The following is a 20,763-nucleotide window of genomic DNA, read 5'->3' as shown; positions in this document are numbered from 1 at the left end:
TGACCGACCTAATTGAGCCACAGCCGCGGCAGCGCTGCACCGCTGACGCGGCCGAGCACCGCCATCATATCGGCGCGAAGCCGAGCCGCATCTTGGGCACAGAAGCGGGCCATTGCAAACCCATTCCAGGCGGACACGCCGACCTCTCCACCGAACGATTCCGAAAGCTCCTGAATGCGTTGTACCAACGCCTCGTCGCCCGGCACGATCAACGCGGTGCCGACCGCCACGCCACCTTTTGCGATCGCCGGTCTGCTAAGCTTGTCGCCGATGTCGTCGTCGAGCCGTACGGTCTCTGCAAACACCAGCCTGCCGCCGCGCCGCATCCGCCAGCGGTCGATAAATTCGCCATGCAGCATTCGTTCGCCCATCGCGGAGCGTCCGAACACCACGATTTCACAGAGCAGGAGCGAGGCGCCTTCTGCAAGATCGATGTCGATCCGGCGCGACACCCGTGCCTGATCGAACAAAATGGTCTCCTGCGGCAGCCACGCGAGGTGCGAACCCGCGGCAGCTTTCAGGGCGATATTGACCTGCGCAGCCGGCCCCTCCGCCCGATAGACCTTTTCAGCGGCCGCCGTCGTCACCGCCAGACGCGATCCTTCGCCCGCCGCGATGTCGATATCGAAACGATCGCCGCCGGCGATGCCACCGGCTGTGTTGACGAAAACCGCCGACAGTCCCTCCGCTTCGGGCGAAGGGAAGCGGACGCGCAGCGAGCCGGATTCATGCAGATGGCGGCGACGGGTGACGCCCTCGACTTGATGTACGTCGAACATCACCGCGCCCCGGGCGCGGTTGGCCGCGAAAATCGTCGAAGCCGTGCTGGTGATATCAGTCCGCATCCGCCCCCAAAGCCGCGTCAAAAAGCTATCTTAGAGCGCCATCTGGCGACTGATTTCGCAGGGATCGAGAGTGCTGCGATCGCAGACATATTTCACGGCGCCCCGGTCCATGACCGAGAAGTTGTCGCCGAGCTCGCAGGCAAAGTCGAGATATTGTTCGACAAGAACGATCGCGATGTTGCCCAGGTTGCGCAGATACGAAATCGCGCGCCCGATGTCCTTGATGATCGACGGCTGAATGCCCTCGGTCGGCTCATCCAGCAGCAGCAATTTTGGCCGCATAACCAAGGCGCGCCCGATCGCAAGTTGCTGCTGCTGGCCGCCGGACAGGTCGCCGCCGCGGCGCCCCAACATCGATTGCAGCACCGGAAACAGCGAGAACACGTCATCGGGAATATGGCGATCGTCGCGCTTCAACGGTCCAAAGCCAGTCCTGAGATTTTCCTCTACCGTCAGCAGCGGAAAAATCTCGCGGCCCTGCGGCACGAAACCGATGCCGCGCCGCGCCCGCTCATAGGGCCTAAGATCCGAGATGTCGGCGCCATCGAAGGTGATCGAGCCGCTGGCAATCGGGTATTGGCCGACCATCGCGCGCAAGAGGCTGGTCTTGCCGACTCCGTTACGGCCGAGCACACAGGTCACCTTGCCGGGTTCGGCCGAGATCGAGACGCCGCGCAGCGCCTGGGCCGCACCGTAGTAGAGGTTGATGTTGTCGACCTTCAGCATCCGCTACCGTCCCAGATACACTTCGATCACCCGTTCGTTCGACGAAACCTGATCGATGGTTCCTTCGGCCAGCACCGAACCCTCGTGCAGGCAGGTCACCTTGACGCCGAGTTCGCGGACAAAGGTCATGTCGTGTTCGACGACCATCACCGTCTTGTCCTTGTTGATTTGCTTCAGCAGTTCGGCGGTCTGGTGGGTTTCGACGTCGGTCATGCCGGCGACCGGCTCGTCGACCAGCAGCAGTTTCGGATCCTGCGCCAGCAGCATACCGATCTCCAGCCATTGCTTCTGGCCGTGCGACAGGCTTCCGGCCAGACGATTGCGCGCTTCGGTCAGGCGAATGGTTTCCAGCACGTGCTCGATGCGTTCGGTTTCAGCCCTGGTCTCGCGCCAGAACAGCGTGCCCTTCACGCTGTGATCGACATTGAGCGCCAGCAGCAAATTGTCCTCGATGGTCTGGCTCTCGAACACCGTCGGCTTTTGGAATTTCCGGCCGATCCCGAGTTCGGCGATCCGCGCCTCGTCGAGCCGGGTCAGGTCGGTGATGCCGTCGAACAGCACCTCGCCCTCGTCCGGCTTGGTCTTGCCCGTGATGATGTCCATCATCGTGGTCTTGCCGGCGCCATTGGGGCCGATGATGGCGCGCATCTCGCCGGGCGCCAGCGTCAGCGAAAGATTGTTGATGGCGTGAAAGCCGTCGAACGAGACATGCACGCCGTCGAGATAGAGCAGCGCGGATGTGGCGCGGGTGTCCATGACGTTCATGCGCTCACTCCGCCATCTTCGGTTCGCTGATGCCGTCTTCGCGAGCGGCGCTGACGGCATTTTCTGTGATGCGTTGCGCCTTCCAGGGCTCCCACCAGGCATTGAAGGTGCCGACAATTCCCTTCGGCAGCAGCAGCGTCACCAGGATGAACAGCGCGCCCAGCATGAACAGCCAGTACGGCGCCAGCGGACCGGACGTGAATACGGTCTTCGCGTAGTTGACGACGACGGCACCCAGCGCCGCGCCGATCAGCGTGCCGCGGCCGCCGACGGCGACCCAGATTACGGCTTCAATCGAATTGCCGGGCGCGAATTCGCCGGGATTGATGATGCCGACCTGCGGCACGTAGAGCGCGCCGGCGACGCCGGCCATGCAGGCCGACAGCGTGAATACGAACAGCTTGTAGGACTCGACGCGGTAGCCAAGAAACCGCGTGCGGGATTCGGCGTCGCGCACCGCGATCAAGACCTTGCCGAGTTTCGACGTCACCACCGCGCGGCAGATCAGAAAGCCGATGATCAGCGCCAGACAGCTCAGCGCGAACAACGCCGCGCGCGTGCCGTCGGCCTGCACGCTAAAGCCCAAAATATCCTTGAAATCGGTGAGGCCATTGTTGCCGCCGAAGCCGAAATCGTTGCGGAAGAACGCCAGCAAGAACGCGTAGGTCATCGCCTGTGTGATGATCGAGAGATAGACGCCGGTGACGCGGGAACGAAACGCCAGCCAGCCGAAGCAGAACGCCAGCAGGCCCGGCACGACCAGCACCATCAGCGCTGCGAACCAGAACATATCAAAACCGTACCAGTACCATGGCAGGCCTGGGTAATTCAGGAACACCATGAAGTCGGGCAGGATCGGATTGCCGTAGACGCCGCGGCTGCCGACCTGGCGCATCAGATACATGCCCATGGCGTAGCCGCCGAGCGCGAAGAACGCGCCGTGGCCGAGCGAGAGAATGCCGCAATAACCCCAGATCAGATCGATCGCGAGCGCCAGAATGGCGTAGCAAACATATTTTCCGAACAGTGCCACCAGGTAAGTCGGCACCTGCAATCCGGAAGCCGCCGGTAATAGCAGGTTTGACAGCGGGATCAGCACGCCCGCGGCCGCCACCACGCCCAAAAATACGGTCGCGCTGCGATCCAGCGAGCGCGTGAGCACGTGCGGCATCATGCTTCCACCGCCCGCCCTTTGAGCGCGAACAGGCCGCGCGGGCGTTTCTGAATGAACAGGATGATGAGAACCAGAATAGCGATCTTGCCGAGCACGGCGCCGGCGACCGGCTCCAGGAACTTGTTGGCGATGCCGAGCGTGAAGGCGCCGACCAGCGTGCCCCAGAGATTGCCGACCCCGCCGAACACCACGACCATGAAGGAGTCGATGATATAGCTCTGGCCGAGATTGGGACTGACGTTGTCGATCTGCGATAGCGCCACGCCGGCGATCCCGGCGATGCCGGAGCCCAGCCCGAACGTCAGCGCATCGACGCGCGAGGTCGCAATTCCCATCGACGCCGCCATCCTGCGGTTTTGCGTGACCGCGCGCATCTCAAGCCCCAGCGCCGTGTAGCGCAGCATGACCAGCAGGATGGCGAACACCGCAAGTGTGAAGCAGAGAATCCACAGCCGGTTATAGGTAATCGTGATCTGTCCGAGCTCGAACGCGCCGCTCATCCAGGAGGGATTCCCGACCTCGCGGTTGGTCGGACCGAACATGGTGCGCACCGCTTGTTGCAAGACCAGCGACAAGCCCCATGTCGCCAGCAGCGTTTCCAGCGGGCGGCCGTAGAGAAAGCGGATGATGCTGCGCTCGATCAGGATACCGATCGCGCCGGCGACGATGAAAGCCAATGGCACGGCCATCAGCAGCGAATAGTCGAACAGTCCGGGAAAACTGGTGCGGATGGTTTCCTGCACCACGAAGGTGACATAGGCCCCGATCATGACCATCTCGCCATGGGCCATGTTGATGACGCCCATCACTCCGAAGGTGATGGCGAGGCCGATTGCCGCGAGCAGCAGAACCGAGCCGAGCGACAGGCCGTACCAGGCGTTCTGCACGGCGGACCACATCGCGAGGCTACTCTGGATGGTCGAGGTCGCATTGGCGGCGGCACGCGCGATCGCCGGCGGCTGGTCTCCGCTCAACCCGGTCAAGAGCGCCAGCGCTTCCTGATCGCCGCGCGCCTTGATGGTGGCGATGGCCTCAAGCTTTTCCGCGTCGGTAGCATCTTCCTTGAATAGCAGGATCGCCGCGCGGGCTTCGGTGAATGCCAGTTTGGCGCCCTTGTTGGTTTCCTTCTGGAGCGCGCCGTCGATCACGGGAAGCATGGTCGCGTCGTGGGTCTTGAAAACCGATTGCGCGGCCTGGATTCGCTTGGCGGGGTCGGGCGATAGCAGCGTCAAGCCGCCGAGTGCCGCCTCGACGGTGCGACGCAGGCGGTTGTTGAGGCGAACGGCAGCGGCGCTATCGGGTACGCCAGCAACCGGCGCGCCGGTCGTGGCGTCGATGCTCTTGCCGTCGGGCTCGGTGACATAAACTTTCTTGGTATCGGGATCGGCCATCAACCGTCCGTCCTGGAGCGCGCTGATGATCGGATAGGCCAGCGGATTGCCGCTGGTGGCGATCGCACCTATGGCTTCTTCGGTGTCGGAGAACTCGTCATTTGCGAATTTACCGACCGCGTCTTCGAACAGCCCGGCCATGACAGGCAGGCCGGTTGCAAGAACTAGCAACACCGCGAATGGGAGTACGCGGAACTTTCGAAAGACCTTGGTGAGCACTGGATGACCCCGGCAGCAGCAAAAGGAAGGCGGCAGATATCGCCGCCTTCCCTGGTTTGGTTGGACTCAGGGATCAATCAGGAGCCCTGACCGCCGCACTTGCTGGTCTTGGTGTTGTAGTTGCCGCACTTCTTGCCGACCCAGTCGCCGATCAGGTCCTTGGAACCGTCAAGTTCCTTCGACCATGCATCGCCGGCAGCCAGGCCCGGGGTCTTCCACACCACGTCGAACTGGCCGTTGGCTTTGATCTCGCCAATGAATACCGGCTTGGTGATATGATGGTTCGGAAGCATCTTCGAGGTGCCGCCGGTCAGGTTCTTGGCTTCGATGCCGGGCAGAGCGTCGATCACCTTGTCGGCGTCGACCGACTTCGCCTTCTCCACCGCCTTCACCCACATCTCGAAGCCGATGACGTGCGCTTCCATCGGATCGTTGGTCACGCGCTTCGGATTCTTGGTGTAGGCCTGCCACGCCTTGATGAACTTCTCGTTCTCCGGGGTCTTGATCGACTGGAAGTAGTTCCAGGCCGCGAGATGGCCGAGCAGCGGCTTGGTGTCGATGCCGGCGAGCTCCTCTTCTCCGACCGAAAACGCGACAACCGGAATGTCGGTCGCCTTGACGCCTTGGTTGCCGAGTTCCTTGTAGAAGGGAACGTTGGCGTCACCGTTGATGGTCGAGACCACCGCGGTCTTCTTGCCGGTCGATCCGAACTTCTTGATGTCGGCCACGATCGTCTGCCAATCGCTATGACCGAACGGCGTGTAGTTGATCATGATGTCTTCCTGCTTGACGCCTTTCGACTTCAAGTAGGCTTCGAGGATCTTGTTGGTGGTGCGCGGATAGACGTAGTCGGTGCCGGCCAGCACCCAGCGCTTCACCTTTTCGTCCTTCATCAGGTAGTCGACGGCAGGGATCGCCTGCTGGTTCGGCGCAGCGCCGGTATAGAATACGTTGCGTTCGCTCTCTTCGCCCTCGTACTGCACGGGATAGAACAGGATCGAGTTCAATTCCTTGAACACCGGCAGCACGGACTTGCGCGACACCGAAGTCCAGCAGCCGAACACGACGGACACCTTGTCCTTGGTGATCAATTCACGGGCTTTTTCCGCGAACAGCGGCCAGTTTGATGCGGGGTCGACGACCACGGCTTCGAGCTTCTTGCCGAGAACGCCGCCCTTCTTGTTCTGCTCGTCGATCAGGAAGAGAATCGTATCCTTGAGCGTGGTTTCGCTGATGGCCATGGTGCCGGAGAGCGAGTGAAGAACGCCGACCTTGATGGTGTCGTCCGCCGCTTTCGCGGTCGTAAGCGCGGCCAAGCCCAAAGCCAGACCAGCGGTCACCGCCAGCCAGCGACGGCGGCTGAGAGGCGGAGCTATATCGTCAGTCAATCGAGTAAGCATGAGGTGTCATCTCCCTGACGCAGACGTAAACGCTGCGAAACGGCCCCCACGGCCGCCCTGCGTTAACGGGATCGCAAGAACCATGCCACGGTATGGAGATAGGTTAAGCTCATGGTGCCATTGAAGAATCCGCCCTCGCGCCCTGAATCGCGGACAGTACCGCCTAAACTTTGGGCCGGAAAAATGCATGTTCCAGGGACAAACCGCACAATTTCTAATCAAAATGGACCGCGTGTCTAAAAATACGGCACTACGCTTTCTGCACTGCAGCGTACCCACCAGCCCATTTGAACCGCAAACGGCGTCTCGCCCCTCCCTTGTTAATCGTGCCAACACCTCATCTCACGATTTACCTTGAAAGCGCCGCGTTCGTGGCCCATATGAGCGCCACGACCCAGGGAATCACCGGGTCATTGCGAGCTGCGTGTTCTGAGCCCGTTCAACGGTTCTGGCTTGCCCCTTCAGCTAACCAAAACCGACGCCCCAAACACGCGGGTGTCTCTGACACCTCGCGAGCTCCTGGCCATGACCGCCGGGCGCCTGCTTTCATAATGGAAAGAACCCACCTTTTGACCTCCTTTCAGGATTTCGGCCTCGCCGACCCTATTTCGCGTGCACTCAAAGAAGAAAATTATCTCACGCCCACGCCCATCCAGGCTCAAACCATTCCCCTTGCACTTACCGGCCGTGACATCGTCGGTATCGCCCAGACCGGTACCGGCAAGACCGCGGCGTTTGCGCTTCCCATCCTGCACCGGATTCTGGAGCATCGCCTCAAGCCGCAGCCCAAATCCTGCCGCGTGCTCGTGCTCAGCCCGACACGTGAATTGTCGGGACAGATACTCGAGAGCTTCAACGCCTATGGCCGTCACATGCGGCTCACTTCAGCGCTGGCCATCGGCGGCGTGCCGATGGGACGTCAGGTCCGATCGGTCATGCAAGGCGTCGAGGTCATGGTAGCCACGCCCGGCCGTCTGCTCGATCTCGTTCAAAGCAACGGCTTGAAGCTCGGACAGGTCGAGTTCCTCGTGCTCGATGAGGCCGACCGCATGCTTGACATGGGCTTCATCAATGACATCCGAAAGATCGTCGCCAAATTGCCGACCAAGCGGCAGACGCTGTTCTTTTCGGCGACAATGCCAAAGGATATCGCCGAACTCGCCGAACAGATGCTGCGCGATCCGGCGCGCGTGGCGGTGACGCCGGTCGCCTCGACGGTCGAGCGCATCACCCAGCGCATCATCCAGGTCGATCACTCGGCCAAACCTGCGTTGCTGGCGCAACTGCTGCAGCAGGAACCGGTCGATCGCGCGCTGGTCTTTACCCGCACCAAGCATGGCGCGGATAAGGTGGTGAAGGGCCTCGCGAGAGCCGGCATTACCGCCGACGCCATTCACGGTAACAAATCGCAGAATCACCGCGAGCGTGTGCTGGCGGCATTCCGCTCCGGCGAGATCCGCACGCTGGTTGCCACCGACATTGCCGCCCGCGGGATCGACGTCGATGGCATCAGCCATGTAGTGAATTTCGATCTTCCCAATGTGCCCGAGACTTATGTGCATCGCATCGGCCGCACCGCGCGCGCCGGAGCGGACGGTATTGCGATCTCGCTGATCGCGGGCGGCGAGGAAATGGGATATCTGCGCGACATCGAAAAACTGATCCGCATTGCATTGCCCCGAGAAGACCGTCGGACGCCGGGTCATCGCGACGCGGCGCCTGCGGCTTCGCAACATCGAGGCGGACGCTCCGCGCCGCGCGTGCATGGCGCCCGGGCGAATGAAGCCGCACCAGGATCGAAAGGGCCTCGCCGTCGCCGCCGTCCCGGTGGTAATAATGCCGTTCCGCAAACCAACCGGCACGAGACCAACCGGCAGGAATCGTTACGTCCGTCGTCGCAAGGCGGCAAGCCCGAAGGGATGCAGGGGGTTGCTTTTTTGCATCGCGAAAGCCGTCCGAACACCCGACCCAACCGTACCCAACGACCACGCTAGCCGTCGATCGATCTGGAGAGAACCATGGCTAAAGAAGAGCTGATCCAGTTCGAAGGACTGGTGACCGAAATCCTCCCCGATGCACGTTATCGCGTCCAGCTCGATGCCGGACACGAGATCGTCGCCTACACCGCCGGCAAGATGAAGAAGAACCGGATCAAGACGCTGGCCGGCGATCGGGTGACCATCGAGATGTCGCCCTATGACCTCGAAAAAGGCCGGCTGATCTTCCGTCACAAGGACGAGCGTCCGGGTGGTGGCGGAGCCCCGCGCGGTGCACCGCCGCGCGGCCAGTTCCGACGCAGGTAAGTGCGGTTCACGACTCACACGAAATCGCGCAGGATAAAAAGTTGGTGCGCGGGCGGTAGCCTTCAGCTGCAAGATTGGGCGCGATCAAAAAATCGCGCGCATCAGGATTGTTTTGGAGGCTACTTTGGAATAACATGAACATATCGATTTTCGGCCGGACGACATTAGCTATCCACCGGTACAGCCGGTTTAGACGCTGACGACCCTTCCAAAAATTCGATCTCACCAGCCCATCGTATATGGGCTTTACTATATCTACCTTGAGAAGGGACTATCCCGTGAGCATGGGAACCGTGAAGTGGTTTAACGCGACAAAGGGCTTCGGCTTCATCCAACCGGACGACGGTGGCAACGACGTGTTCGTGCACATCAGCGCCGTAGAGCGCGCCGGACTTGGAACACTGCGTGAAGGCCAGAAGATCAGCTACGAGATCGTAGCCGATCGCCGCTCTGGCAAGTCTTCGGCGGACAATCTGCGCGCCGCCGGCTAAAGGATTTTCTCGGTTTGCACCGAGAGATCCCGCCTGAAATGAGACAGAGGCCGCGCTTGTTTGCGCGGCCTTTATTTTTGAGCGGGGCTATATCTTGAGCGGGACGTGCCGCGATTGATGATCAGGCAGCCGTGCTATCACGATTTCGGACAGTTGGGCTGAGCACCCGGAGCAGGTGTTGGATAGATAACACAGGTGGTCAGACGCGGGCGCATGTAACTCTTCTCGCTGAGAGTGAAGCCCGCCTTGTCCATGACATAGCCGACTGCCGGTGTGTAGAGGTAGTTGGCTTCTGAGAAAATCAAATATTGGTTCGGAAGTATCGCTGTCGTCACTGAATCTCTGGCAATCAAATTCTCCGGCACATGGACGGACGAACCAAGTCCCCGAGGCTCAGCTCCTTTGCTCCATTGCGCCCGCGCGACGCCTGTTGAAGGGTCGATATACAGCTCGGTGATCGTGGATTTGAGCGGAGTCGCGGAATAGGGCGTCAGCATCGTCTTGGCGATGATATTGAAATTGTCGATGTCCGTGTCACCGACACTTGCGTATCGCGAGGCTAGATCAGCAAGCCCTTGCGTCACCAGTGACATCTTTCGAGCGATCGAGATCGCTGATGTAAATTCGACCATTCCGAAGAACATTACGAGCATCAGCGGTACAATTACCGCAAACTCAACTGCTGCATTGCCTCCCTTGTCGCGCATCAGCCTCACGGCTGACGGTTGTAGAGGAGCCAGCAATCCCGAGGGCGCGAGCGGCTTCATGATTTTACCGTCATTGGGGACGAAACGCGGCCGTCGCAGCCAGCAATTTTTGGCTGGTGCTGCTGCCTCCACCGATATTTGCAATATTGTAGCCAAGCCCGGTGACAAGCAGCGGCCATGGATAGAACGCACGGACAACAACGGTCTGGTCGAGAGTTGTCGGCGGCTGATACACGCAATCGGGGGTGTATTTTCCGCTTTCGTCGATGGGATTGCTAAGTGAGATGGGGGCGCCCGGAGGGTATGACCTCACGTCAACGCAGAGACTGCTGCTGCATGGCACAATTAGGCTGACGCGGTCACAGAGAGCCTGCCTGAAGTCCGTTTGCGATGTCGCTTGACTCGTGTAGAGCCGCCGCCCGGTGTCCTGGACACCGGTCTCCAAAACCTGGCCCGCGAAAAACACGAGCGCCGTTTCGATAATCGCAAATAGCAGCGCAAGGAACATGGGCGCGACCAGCGCGAATTCAACCGCACTCGAGCCTCGTTGGTTGCGGTGAAATCGACGCAATGCATTTCTGACGGGCGCTGAAGCGGCGGACGACGACATCAAGAAATCCCCAGGCAGCAATTGTCTGCCCGCGAGAATTACCTGAAACTGATTGTTGAAGTGTTTCGTCGGATCGAGGCAGAGTGGGCTGCTCGGTTAACCGCATAGTAACCATTTTAGCGGTGCGGTTCGCGCGAGCGGAATCGATTCGCGCGACCGCTGGCTAAGGCTGCGACGAACGCCTCGGTTCGCCGGCTTACCGCCCGCAGCGGCGCTGCCGCCGGGCCTGATTGCTGAGAGAATTGGCCTGGTCGACCGCCGTTTTGAAGTCCACCTGAAAGTAGCGGTCCCCCAGCATCTCGCCGTTGCGGTCCATCGCGATGAAATTGGTCGCGCCGTAGCCCCTGTCCGTCACGACGAGGATGCCGCCGGTCTGCAATGCTGCGTCGGGCCTGTTCGTTCTGCCATAGTCAGCCGGGAGTTTGTGTTTTCAGGCATCCGAAAGAGGCCCGAAAAAAACTAGCTCAGCATCAATTTTGCATTCTACCGAAGCCCTTAATTCCAAATTTACTGTGCTCCGGAACAGCCGGTTGCAGCGATGTTTTCGCAATCGAATTAACCGCGCCGCAATTCTCCGAGCTTAGGGTGAAGCCCATGGTCACGGTGCTGAGAACGCCGGCGAGACCAAACGTTAGTTCGACCAGCGTGGACACATGGAGTTATTTATGAAAAATATCGTTTCGCGTTTCGTGAAGGACGAGTCCGGCGCAACCGCCATCGAATACGGCCTGATCGCCGCCGGCATTGCGGTCGCGATCATCACCGCTGTTAACCTCGTGGGTACCAACCTCAACACGCTGTTCGGCAAGGTCTCCACCGAGCTGTCGAAGTAAGCGACTTCCGCGTACCGGCATCAAAGGCCTCGGCGATGCCGGGGCCTTTGTTGTTTTCGCTCGGATGCAGATGGCGTAAAGATGCGTAAACCTGCTGCCGCCTCCGTCGCGGCAAAAAAAGACTTCGTGCCGGCAGGCAGCCAGGACGATGCGGCCGTGAAGCTGGTCTGTCTGGCGCTGATGCTGGCGCTTCTCGCTCTCGCCTTCCGGATTGCAAGTATCTGGTAATCCGTCCGCGCGTTTCCCGATTATTTATATCTCACCGCTAGGCTCGGGCGATGCTCTCCATGATTCTCGACATCGCACGGCTTCTGCTGTTTCCGGCCCTGATGGCGTTCGCGGCGGCGAGCGACCTTTTCACCATGACGATTTCGAACCGGGTGTCGCTGGTGTTGGTCGCAGGTTTTTCCACGCTCGCGGTTTTGGGCGGCATGGGGCTCCACGATATCCTTTCGCATGTAGGTGCAGGCGCGACGGTACTTGCGGTCGGCTTTGCCTGTTTTGCCATGGGCTGGGTTGGCGGCGGTGACGCCAAGCTAGCGGCCGGGGCGGCGCTCTGGTTCGGCTTTGGCGATCTTTTGAACTATCTGCTTTATGCCTCACTGTTCGGCGGCGCCCTGACGCTGTTGTTGCTCCAGTTCCGGCAATGGCCGCTGCCCTATCCTCTCGCCAACCAGGCCTGGCTGCTCAAGCTGCACGCCAAGGAAAGCGGAGTGCCCTACGGTATCGCGCTCGCGATCGGCGCACTGACGATCTATCCGGAGACGGAATGGATCAAGGCGATCGACCTGACCCACTTCGCCATTCACTGATCGCGCCTCGAGTAAACCCGGCGTTAAGGCGATTTAGATACGCCTCATTAACCATGCTTTGACGAATAACTGATCAACTCCCATCACAGCGGCGGAAGCGTCGCGGCGTAATGTGGAAAGTGAAGCGTATGAATACCGCACGCATTGTCGACCTGACCGTCGCTGTCGGTGCCGGCGGCATTGCCGCATACCTCGCGAGCGGGTCTGACACCAAGCCTCCCCCGACCGCACCACAGCTGCAGACCTTGGACGTTCTCGTTGCGAAGTCCGACATCGGCCTTGGCCAGTCGGTCGCGCCTGAGAACCTCCCGCCGGCGCTGCGCAGCAGCGCCGATCTCAACGCGGTCAAGAATAGTTCCGACGATCAGGCTCCCAAGCGGGGTAACCGCGTCAATGTCGTTCGCTACGGCGTCTTAACCCCGACGACGACACAGTGACCGAAAGGACGTCCGATATGCAATGCAGGGAAAAGCAGCCGGTGATGCGGACTTTCATAGTCCGCGCCCTGTCGTTTTCGGCTGTCGCCGCGCTGACCCTCAATCCGGCCTTGACGCCGGTCGTGGCGAGCGACTATCGCGCCGCTGCGCCGATCGCCGCCGATGGGCAGATGAATGCGCGTTTCCTTGCGCTCGGAATCGGCAAATCCGTCGTGATCGATCTGCCGCGCGACATCAAGGATGTGCTGGTCGCCGATCCGAAGATTGCGAATGCCGTGGTCCGTTCGGCGCAGCGCGCCTATATCATCGGCGCGGCGGTCGGCCAGACCAATATCGTGTTCTTCGATTCTGCAGGCCAGCAGATCGCCGCCTATGACATCGCGGTGAAGCGCGATCTAAACGGCGTTCGCGCCGCGCTGAGGCAGACGCTGCCGAATGCCGACATCCAGATCGACGGCGTCGGTGACGGCGTGGTGCTGTCTGGTTCGGCGTCGAGCCCGATCGAAGCGCAGCAGGCCGGGGATTTGGCCGCACGGCTGGTAGGCGGTGTAGACAAGGTCGTTAACAGCATTGCGGTCCGCGGCCGCGATCAGGTGATGTTGAAAGTCACGCTCGCCGAGGTCCAGCGCACGGTCATCAAGCAGCTCGGCATCGACCTCAGCGCCAACCTGAATTACGGCACGGCCGTTGTTAAGTTCAGCAATACCAACCCGTTCACCGCAAATAATGCGCCGCTCGTCGCCGACAACGCTCTGACGACGTCGTTCGGCGCGACGCCGTCGGTCCAGGCGACGCTGCGCGCGATGGAAAGCGCCGGCGTCGTGCGAACGCTGGCCGAACCCAATCTGACAACGATCTCCGGCGAGTCCGCGACATTTATTTCAGGCGGCGAATTTCCAATTCCGACCGGCGTGACCTGCCAAACGACGACAGGGGGCGCGCTCGGCAATTGCGTCCAGACGGTCGCCTTCAAGAAATTCGGCATCTCGCTCAACTTCACGCCGGTGGTACTGACCGAAGGACGGATCAGCCTGCGCGTGATGACCGAAGTGTCGGAAGTCTCGACCGAAAACGCTTTGACTGGCGGTGCCGGCGGAACGACGATTCCCTCGATCAAGACCCGCCGCGCGGAGACCACGCTGGAAATTCCCTCGGGCGGCGCGATGGCAATGGCCGGCCTGATCCAGGAACAGACCAAGCAGGCCATCAACGGATTTCCCGGGCTGATGCAGCTGCCGATTCTCGGCACGTTGTTCCGCAGCCGCGACTTCGTCAACAGCCAGACCGAGCTGATGGTGCTGGTGACGCCGTATGTGGTTCGCGCCGTCGCGCAGAAGGACCTGTCGCGTCCGGATGACGGATTTGCCAATGCGTCGGATCCGCAGGCCGATCTCCTCGGCAGCATCAATCGCATCTATGGCGTGCCCGGCCGCGTCGAGCCGGCCCGAAATTATCGCGGCACCTATGGCTTTATCACCGACTGAGGCGGCACGAGGACACCAACGATGACAGCCCAAATACCCCTCGACCGTAGGCGCGCCTTCCGCATCGCGGGTACGCTTGTCGGTCTTGCGGTCGTGCTCGGAGCTTGCAAGCATGCCGACGGCGAGCTGACGGCGAGCTTTCCCGAGGATTATCGCCAGCGCCATCCTATCGCCATTCAGGAGGCCAACCGGTCAGTCGTCATTTTCGTCGGTCATGCGCGTGGCGGTCTGTCCGCTTCGCAGCGCGCCGATGTGATGGGGCTGGCACAAACCTGGCTTCGCGAAGCAACCGGCGCGATTGTGGTCGATGTGCCGGCCGGCACGCCGAACGCGCCGGCGGCCGCCGACTCGTTCCGGGAAATTCAGGCGTTGCTCGCGGCCGCCGGCGTGCCGCCGCGCGGAATCGTCGTCCGCCGCTATCATCCGGAAGACCCGCGCCAGATGGCGACGATCCGCCTGAGCTATCCGAAAATCTCTGCCGTGGCCGGCCCCTGTGGCCTGTGGCCGGAGGATCTCGGCCCCTCGATCAAGAACAAGAGCTATTTCGAAAACAAGTCGTATTACAATTTCGGTTGCGCCAACCAGCGCAACCTGGCGGCGATGGTCGACAACCCGTCGGACCTCGTGCAGCCGCGCTCTGAAACCCCCGCGTATACGGCGCGGCGCACGGCCGCTTTCGAGAAGTATCGCAAAGGCGAGTCGACCGCGACCACCTATCCCGAAGTGGACCAGGCCAAACTCAGCAGTACAGGCAAATGATCAGCTACGCCCGCCAAGATCCCAAAGAGCAGCTGGACGTCACATCGCCGCCCCTGGACGATCACATTGCGCCAGCGCCGCGGGTGTCGGTACAAGCTTTTTGCGAGACGATGGAAACCGCAGCCGCCGTGCAATCGGCGGGCGAAGACCGCCGTCTCGGCAAGGCTCATCTCAAGATTCAAATGGGCGGCATGGCAGCCGCCATCGAGGCCTATCGCACGGCTCCCACCCCGAACGTGATTATCCTCGAGACCGAAGGCCGCAGCGATATCCTTGTCGGCCTCGATCAACTTGCGACGGTTTGCGATGCCGGAACCCGCGTCATCGTGATCGGCCGCATCAACGATGTCGCGCTGTATCGCGAACTGGTGCGCCGCGGCGTCAGCGACTACGTGATTGCGCCGGTCAACACGCTGGGCGTGGTGCGCTCGATTTGCGGCCTGTTCTCGGCGCCTGAGGCAAAAGCCGTCGGCCGGATCATCGCGATCGTCGGGGCAAAAGGCGGCGTCGGCGCTTCCACCATCGCCCACAACGTCGCCTGGGCGATCGCACGAGATCTCGCGCTGGATTCCGTCGTCGCCGATCTCGACCTCGCGTTCGGCACCGCCGGTCTCGACTACAATCAGGATCCTCCGCAAGGCATCGCCGACGCGGTATTTTCGCCCGATCGCATCGATACGGCGTTCATCGACCGTCTGCTGTCGAAATGCACCGACCATCTCAGCCTGCTGGCGGCGCCGGCGACGCTGGAGCGGGTCTACGACTTCGGCGACGACGCCTTCGATTCGATCTTCGATACGCTTCGCACGACGATGCCATGCATCGTGCTTGACGTACCCCACCAATGGTCTGGGTGGACCAGGCGCGCTTTGGTGGGAGCGGATGACATTCTGATCGTCGCGGCGCCGGACCTTGCCAATCTGCGCAACACCAAGAACATCTTCGACCTCCTGAAGGCATCCCGACCCAACGATCGGACACCGCTATATTGCCTCAATCAGGTCGGCGTGCCGAAGCGACCGGAAATCAACGCAGGCGAATTCGCCAAGGCCATCGAGGGCCAGCCGATCGCAACTATTCCGTTCGACCCGCAAGTGTTCGGCTTAGCCGCCAACAATGGCCAGATGATCGCGGAAATTTCCGCCAATCATCGCACCACCGAAATGTTTCTGCAGATCGCGCAACGGCTGACAGGCCGGGGCGAGACCAAAAAGCCGCGGGGTTCGTTCCTGTCTCCGCTGATCGATAAGCTGCGGGCGAAGTAAGCGCCCGCTTGGAGTACCGTTGTGTTTGGTAAGCGTGGACCAGAAATCGATTCCCGGGGGATAAAACCCGCCGCTGCGCCGGAACCTGCTTCCGGCCCGGCGCCTGCCGTTTCGCGCGCGCCATCACCGCCCACCGTTTCTTCGCCGCCGCTTTCGCCAGCCAAAGCGGCGCCGCCACCGCCGACCAACGAAGCGCGGCGGTCGGACACCTACTATCAGGTCAAAGCGACAATCTTCGGCGCCTTGATCGAAGCGATCGACCTTGCCCAACTCGCCAAATTGGACGGCGAGTCGGCGCGTGAGGAAATTCGCGATATCGTCAACGAGATCATCGCGATCAAGAACATCGTGATGTCGATTGCCGAGCAGGAAGAGCTGCTCGACGACATTTGCAACGACGTTCTCGGATATGGCCCGCTCGAGCCGCTGCTGTCGCGCGACGACATCTCCGACATCATGGTCAACGGCGCCGGGACGGTGTTCATCGAAGTCGCGGGTCGCATCCAGCGCACCGGGATCCGCTTCCGCGACAACCAGCAGCTTTTGAATATCTGTCAGCGCATCGTCAGCCAGGTCGGCCGGCGCGTCGACGAATCCTCGCCGATCTGCGACGCGCGTCTTGCCGACGGCTCACGCGTCAACGCCATCGTTCCACCTCTGGCGATCGACGGCCCCGCACTGACGATCCGCAAGTTCAAGAAGGACAAGCTGACCCTGGACCAGCTGGTCAAATTCGGCGCCATCACGCCGGAAGGCGCCCAGATTCTCCAGATCATCGGGCGTTGCCGCGCCAATGTTCTGATCTCCGGCGGTACCGGCTCCGGCAAGACGACGCTGCTGAACTGCCTGACGCAATACATCGAGAACGACGAACGTATCATCACCTGCGAAGACGCCGCGGAACTCCAGCTGCAGCAGCCGCATGTGGTGCGCCTGGAAACCCGACCGCCCAACATCGAGGGCGAAGGCCAGATCAGCATGCGCGAACTGGTCCGAAACTGCCTGCGTATGCGTCCCGAACGCATCATCGTCGGCGAAGTCCGCGGACCCGAAGCATTCGACCTGCTGCAAGCCATGAACACCGGCCATGACGGATCGATGGGAACGCTGCACGCCAATAATCCCCGCGAAGCCCTGTCGCGCTGCGAATCGATGATCACGATGGGTGGATTTTCGCTGCCGTCGCGGACCATTCGCGAGATGATCTGCGCCTCGATCGACGTCGTCATCCAGGCCGCCCGGCTGCGCGACGGCTCCCGGCGCATTACCCACATCACCGAGGTGATGGGCATGGAAGGCGACACCATCATTACCCAAGACGTATTCGTCTACGATATCGTCGGCGAGGACGCTGACGGGCACATCATCGGCCGGCATCGCTCAACCGGAATCGGACGACCGCGCTTTTGGGATCGTGCGCGATACTACGGCGAAGAGAAGCGGCTTGCCGCAGCCCTCGACGCCGCCGAAGTCACTGTGGAAGTCTGAAGGAGCGTGCCATGAACATACAAGCGCTCGCGCTGGCCTTTCTCGCGGCCACCGCCATCGGCGGCGTGGCATGGGTCTTTCTCTATCCCCTGTTGTCGGGCGAGAAGAAGGCCGAGAATCGCCGCGCGTCCATCGCAAAATCGGAGCCTATGGACCGTCAGGGCGAAAAGAGCCAGCGCTCGCGTCGCGAACAGGTCGAAGGGTCGCTGAAGGAACTCGAGGCGCGCCGGCAAAAGCAAAGCAAGATTTCGCTGAGCACTCGCCTCACCCAGGCCGGCCTGGATTGGTCGCCTCAGAAGTTCATGATCATTTCAGGCGTTCCCGCAGCCGCCTGCTTTGCGATAGCCATGATGTTTGGAGGCGGACTACTTGGGGCCATCGGCTTGGCCTTCGCCGGCGGCTTCGGCCTGCCGCGCTGGGGCCTGAGCTTCCTCAAGAAACGCCGCGAAAAGAACTTTCTCAAGGCGCTGCCGGACGCCGTCGACGTGGTCGTGCGCGGCATCAAGTCCGGCCTGCCGCTGTTTGATTCCATCAAAGTCGTGGCGGCCGATGCTTCGGAACCGCTCAAGAGCGAGTTCATCGCCATTATCGAAACCCAGGCGATCGGCATGCCGCTGGGCGATGCCTGCGCGCGCCTCTACGAACGCATGCCAGTGCCGGAGGCGAACTTCTTCGGGATCGTGATCGCGATCCAGCAAAAGTCCGGTGGCAATCTGTCCGAGGCTTTGGGCAATCTGTCCAAGGTGCTGCGCGATCGCAAGAAGATGGCGGAGAAAGTTCAGGCCATGTCGATGGAAGCCAAGGCGTCCGCGTCCATCATCGGCGCGTTGCCACCCCTCGTCATGCTACTCGTCTACATCTCGACCCCCGACTACATCTCGCTGCTGTGGACGCATCCGACTGGTCAACTGATGCTGCTTGGCTGCGCAGTCTGGATGTCCATCGGCATTCTCGTGATGAAAAAGATGATCAACTTCGACTTCTGACGGTGCAGCATGATTGATTTTCTGATCGAAAAGATGCACGACGCGCGGTTCATCACCATGATGCTCGCCGCCGTCGCCGCGAGCGCTACCGCGTACACGCTGATCACGCCATTGTTTGCGGACGAGGGTCTGGCCAAGCGCATGAAGGCGGTCGCGAGCGAACGCGAGCGGATCCGGCAACGGGAGCGCGAGCGTCTCTCCAAGACCGACAAAGTGTCGCTGCGTCAGACGCCCAAGCAAGTCGTCTCCAAGGTGGTGGATGACCTGAACCTTGGAAAGTGGCTCGCCCAGGAGGCCGCGCGCGAAAAACTCATCATGGCCGGCTATCGTGGGCAGGCGCCCTACGTGACATTCCTGTTTTTCCGGCTGGTAACGCCTGTCGTACTGTTCCTGGGGGCGGTGTTGTACGTCTTCGTGATCACACATATGGATAAATCGACGCCGGTAAAGATCGGTATATGTATCGGCGCGGCCTATCTCGGATTGCAGGCGCCGATGCTGTTTCTGAAAAACGCGATCGCGAAGCGCCAGCTCTCGATCAAGCGCGCATTTCCCGATTCGCTCGATCTCCTGCTGATCTGCATCGAGTCCGGCATGTCGATCGAAACCGCATTCCGCAAGGTCAGCAGCGAAATCGTAACCCAATCGGTTGCGCTATCGGAGGAATTCACGCTGACCACGGCCGAGCTGTCGTATCTGCAGGATCGTAAGGTGGCTTACGAAAATCTGGCGAAGCGCACCGGTCTTGAGGGCGTGAAATCGGTGTGTCTGGCGTTGCAGCAGTCGGAACGTTACGGGACGCCGCTCGGTCAGAGCTTGCGGGTCATGGCGCAGGAGAACCGCGACATGCGCATGAACGAGGCTGAGAAGAAGGCGGCGGCACTGCCGCCGAAACTAACGGTGCCGATGATTTTGTTCTTCCTGCCGTGCTTGTTTATCGTCATCCTCGGGCCGAGCGGCATCAAGATCGCAGCGATGCACTGAGCTTGTTGGTGCAGCAAATAGCTGCGCCATTTGATACCGTCGTCGCCAGGCTTGACCCGGCGATCCAGTAAACGCCGAGGCCACCAATTACCGGATCACTCGCGTTCGCGGATGATGATGGCTTTGATTTGGAGCGATCAGCCTGGACGGTTGAGAGACGCCACCGGCATCGTTCCGCCGCCTGCGCGCGGATTGTCTTTGCGGCTCAGCATCTGCTTCAGGTAGGCGACATTTGCGGCCGCTTCCTCCGACGGCAGGTCGGCCTTCACGATGCTTTCAGCCTCGGCAAAGCGGCCCTGCAGGCCAACCACCAGACCAAGGTTCTGCCGCACCCGCGCATCGGCTCTGGTGCTGGCATAAGCGCGGCGAAGGGTTTCCTCCGCCTTCGGCAGGTCCTTGGAGAGGACATAGGAGAGGCCGAGATTGGACAGCACCGAAGGCTCGTCGGGCACGATCTTCAAGGCGCTGGCATAGTAGAGCCGTGCCTCGTCGTGCCGGCCAAGCTGATCGAGCGCCGTTCCCTGCACCGAAAGGATTCGCCAATCGGGATTGTCGGGCGAATGGGCGCGGGAGAGAACATCGAACGCCTGCTGGAAATTACCGTTGTCGGCCAACGCCCGGCCGTAGCCGGCGAGCAGCGCCTTATTGCCGGCATGGGCGATGGTGGCCTGTTCGAGTACGGCGACGGCCTGGGCGCGCTGTCCAGTGGCGCGAAGTGCCTGTCCGTAACGCAGAGCAAGGTCCGCGTCCTTGGGATTGGCGCGATAGCGCTCGCCATAGGCCTCGACCGCACGCCGGGGATCGGCGTCAGGGCTGGCGCTGGCCTGCGTTTTCGAGTTCAGCGATCCCGTAATATCGGACATCGTCTGGCAGCCGCCAAGCGTTGCGGCCAAGATCGCCGTCGCGGCCGCGGACGCAAGAAGCCGGGCAAGACTGGGCTGCATGGCACTTAACTCACGATATTAGGCGAATGGATCGCGACGAACGCGCCCAGCAATAGATGGTTAACCCTAACGGCCGGTTAATGCTCGCTCTAAGCGAAAGCCCATCGATTTCAACGGTAGCGCTAGGCGAGGCGCCAGTG

At 61.0% G+C, this 20,763-nt stretch carries 21 protein-coding genes and 2 pseudogenes; 13 read left to right on the top strand and 10 right to left on the bottom strand.

The window, feature by feature from the left end; translation table 11 throughout:
- Positions 1-8 precede the first annotated feature (8 nt).
- The 6 genes from N554_RS0100455 to urtA form a co-directional block, all read right to left on the bottom strand.
- Positions 9-845 (bottom strand): urease accessory protein UreD, encoded by an 837-nt coding sequence (locus N554_RS0100455; RefSeq protein WP_029581659.1) that lies wholly within the window; start codon positions 843-845, stop codon positions 9-11.
- Between the two features lie 30 nt (positions 846-875).
- The gene (gene urtE, locus N554_RS0100450) at positions 876-1,571 is read right to left on the bottom strand and encodes an urea ABC transporter ATP-binding subunit UrtE (RefSeq protein ID WP_029581658.1); all 696 of its coding nucleotides are present in this window, start codon (positions 1,569-1,571) and stop codon (positions 876-878) included.
- Positions 1,572-1,574: 3 nt separating this feature from the next.
- Positions 1,575-2,336: an urea ABC transporter ATP-binding protein UrtD gene (gene urtD, locus N554_RS0100445; protein WP_029581657.1), complete on the bottom strand. Its 762-nt coding sequence runs from the start codon at positions 2,334-2,336 to the stop codon at positions 1,575-1,577.
- Between the two features lie 4 nt (positions 2,337-2,340).
- Positions 2,341-3,510, bottom strand: a complete 1,170-nt coding sequence (gene urtC, locus N554_RS0100440) for an urea ABC transporter permease subunit UrtC (RefSeq protein WP_029581656.1) — start codon at positions 3,508-3,510, stop codon at positions 2,341-2,343.
- Positions 3,507-5,042: an urea ABC transporter permease subunit UrtB gene (gene urtB / locus N554_RS0100435; RefSeq protein WP_081851060.1), complete on the bottom strand. Its 1,536-nt coding sequence runs from the start codon at positions 5,040-5,042 to the stop codon at positions 3,507-3,509. The genes urtC and urtB overlap by 4 nt, the downstream gene beginning before the upstream one ends.
- A gap of 155 nt (positions 5,043-5,197) precedes the next feature.
- Complete coding sequence (gene urtA, locus N554_RS0100430; RefSeq protein ID WP_029581654.1) at positions 5,198-6,520, bottom strand: urea ABC transporter substrate-binding protein; 1,323 nt, start codon at positions 6,518-6,520, stop codon at positions 5,198-5,200.
- Between the two features lie 551 nt (positions 6,521-7,071).
- Here urtA and N554_RS0100425 point away from each other — a divergent pair.
- The 3 genes from N554_RS0100425 (at position 7,072) to N554_RS0100410 (ending at position 9,314) form a co-directional block, all read left to right on the top strand.
- Positions 7,072-8,514, top strand: a complete 1,443-nt coding sequence (locus N554_RS0100425; protein WP_029581653.1) for a DEAD/DEAH box helicase — start codon at positions 7,072-7,074, stop codon at positions 8,512-8,514.
- 24 nt (positions 8,515-8,538) lie between these two features.
- Positions 8,539-8,823, top strand: a complete 285-nt coding sequence (gene infA, locus N554_RS0100420; protein ID WP_029581652.1) for a translation initiation factor IF-1 — start codon at positions 8,539-8,541, stop codon at positions 8,821-8,823.
- Positions 8,824-9,101: 278 nt separating this feature from the next.
- Positions 9,102-9,314 carry a cold-shock protein gene (locus N554_RS0100410; RefSeq protein ID WP_011474122.1) on the top strand — a complete coding sequence of 71 codons (213 nt, stop codon included), beginning with the start codon at positions 9,102-9,104 and terminating at the stop codon, positions 9,312-9,314.
- A 137-nt stretch (positions 9,315-9,451) separates the two neighbouring features.
- Here N554_RS0100410 and N554_RS0100405 read toward each other — a convergent pair whose 3' ends face one another.
- From N554_RS0100405 to N554_RS42825, 3 genes and pseudogenes are all read right to left on the bottom strand, one after another.
- Positions 9,452-10,081: a TadE/TadG family type IV pilus assembly protein gene (locus N554_RS0100405; protein WP_029581651.1), complete on the bottom strand. Its 630-nt coding sequence runs from the start codon at positions 10,079-10,081 to the stop codon at positions 9,452-9,454.
- Between the two features lie 10 nt (positions 10,082-10,091).
- Entirely contained in the window at positions 10,092-10,631 is a 540-nt protein-coding gene (locus N554_RS0100400) for a TadE/TadG family type IV pilus assembly protein (protein ID WP_029581650.1), read from the bottom strand.
- A 196-nt stretch (positions 10,632-10,827) separates the two neighbouring features.
- Positions 10,828-11,019 (bottom strand): annotated as a pseudogene (locus N554_RS42825) (hypothetical protein); the annotation flags it as partial.
- A 277-nt stretch (positions 11,020-11,296) separates the two neighbouring features.
- Between N554_RS42825 and N554_RS37750 the strand changes: the two are divergent.
- From N554_RS37750 to N554_RS0100345, 10 genes and pseudogenes are all read left to right on the top strand, one after another.
- Positions 11,297-11,464 (top strand): Flp family type IVb pilin, encoded by a 168-nt coding sequence (locus N554_RS37750; RefSeq protein ID WP_081851054.1) that lies wholly within the window; start codon positions 11,297-11,299, stop codon positions 11,462-11,464.
- 81 nt (positions 11,465-11,545) lie between these two features.
- Entirely contained in the window at positions 11,546-11,692 is a 147-nt protein-coding gene (locus N554_RS39435) for a hypothetical protein (protein ID WP_156041707.1), read from the top strand.
- Between the two features lie 59 nt (positions 11,693-11,751).
- Positions 11,752-12,276 (top strand): A24 family peptidase, encoded by a 525-nt coding sequence (locus tag N554_RS0100380; RefSeq protein ID WP_029581648.1) that lies wholly within the window; start codon positions 11,752-11,754, stop codon positions 12,274-12,276.
- Positions 12,277-12,404: 128 nt separating this feature from the next.
- A pseudogene (locus tag N554_RS37745) lies at positions 12,405-12,584 on the top strand (Flp pilus assembly protein CpaB); the annotation flags it as partial.
- A 173-nt stretch (positions 12,585-12,757) separates the two neighbouring features.
- Positions 12,758-14,197 carry a type II and III secretion system protein family protein gene (locus N554_RS0100370; protein WP_156041706.1) on the top strand — a complete coding sequence of 480 codons (1,440 nt, stop codon included), beginning with the start codon at positions 12,758-12,760 and terminating at the stop codon, positions 14,195-14,197.
- 21 nt (positions 14,198-14,218) lie between these two features.
- A complete protein-coding gene (locus N554_RS0100365) occupies positions 14,219-14,956 on the top strand; it encodes a CpaD family pilus assembly protein (RefSeq protein WP_029581645.1) in 738 nt (245 codons plus the stop codon).
- Positions 14,953-16,221, top strand: a complete 1,269-nt coding sequence (locus N554_RS0100360) for an AAA family ATPase (protein WP_029581644.1) — start codon at positions 14,953-14,955, stop codon at positions 16,219-16,221. The genes N554_RS0100365 and N554_RS0100360 overlap by 4 nt, the downstream gene beginning before the upstream one ends.
- 21 nt (positions 16,222-16,242) lie before the next feature.
- Positions 16,243-17,709 (top strand): CpaF family protein, encoded by a 1,467-nt coding sequence (locus N554_RS0100355; protein WP_029581643.1) that lies wholly within the window; start codon positions 16,243-16,245, stop codon positions 17,707-17,709.
- A gap of 11 nt (positions 17,710-17,720) precedes the next feature.
- Positions 17,721-18,695: a type II secretion system F family protein gene (locus tag N554_RS0100350; RefSeq protein WP_029581642.1), complete on the top strand. Its 975-nt coding sequence runs from the start codon at positions 17,721-17,723 to the stop codon at positions 18,693-18,695.
- A gap of 9 nt (positions 18,696-18,704) precedes the next feature.
- On the top strand, positions 18,705-19,679 hold the full coding sequence (locus N554_RS0100345) for a type II secretion system F family protein (RefSeq protein WP_029581641.1): 975 nt from the start codon (positions 18,705-18,707) through the stop codon (positions 19,677-19,679).
- A 137-nt stretch (positions 19,680-19,816) separates the two neighbouring features.
- Here N554_RS0100345 and N554_RS0100340 read toward each other — a convergent pair whose 3' ends face one another.
- The gene (locus N554_RS0100340; RefSeq protein ID WP_029581640.1) at positions 19,817-20,623 is read right to left on the bottom strand and encodes a tetratricopeptide repeat protein; all 807 of its coding nucleotides are present in this window, start codon (positions 20,621-20,623) and stop codon (positions 19,817-19,819) included.
- Positions 20,624-20,763 lie beyond the last annotated feature (140 nt).

The organism is Bradyrhizobium sp. URHD0069 (assembly GCF_000701345.1).
GTDB lineage: Bacteria > Pseudomonadota > Alphaproteobacteria > Rhizobiales > Xanthobacteraceae > Bradyrhizobium.
The sequence above is the reverse complement of the archived record's forward strand: the minus strand, read 5'-3'. Positions and strand labels throughout refer to the sequence as shown.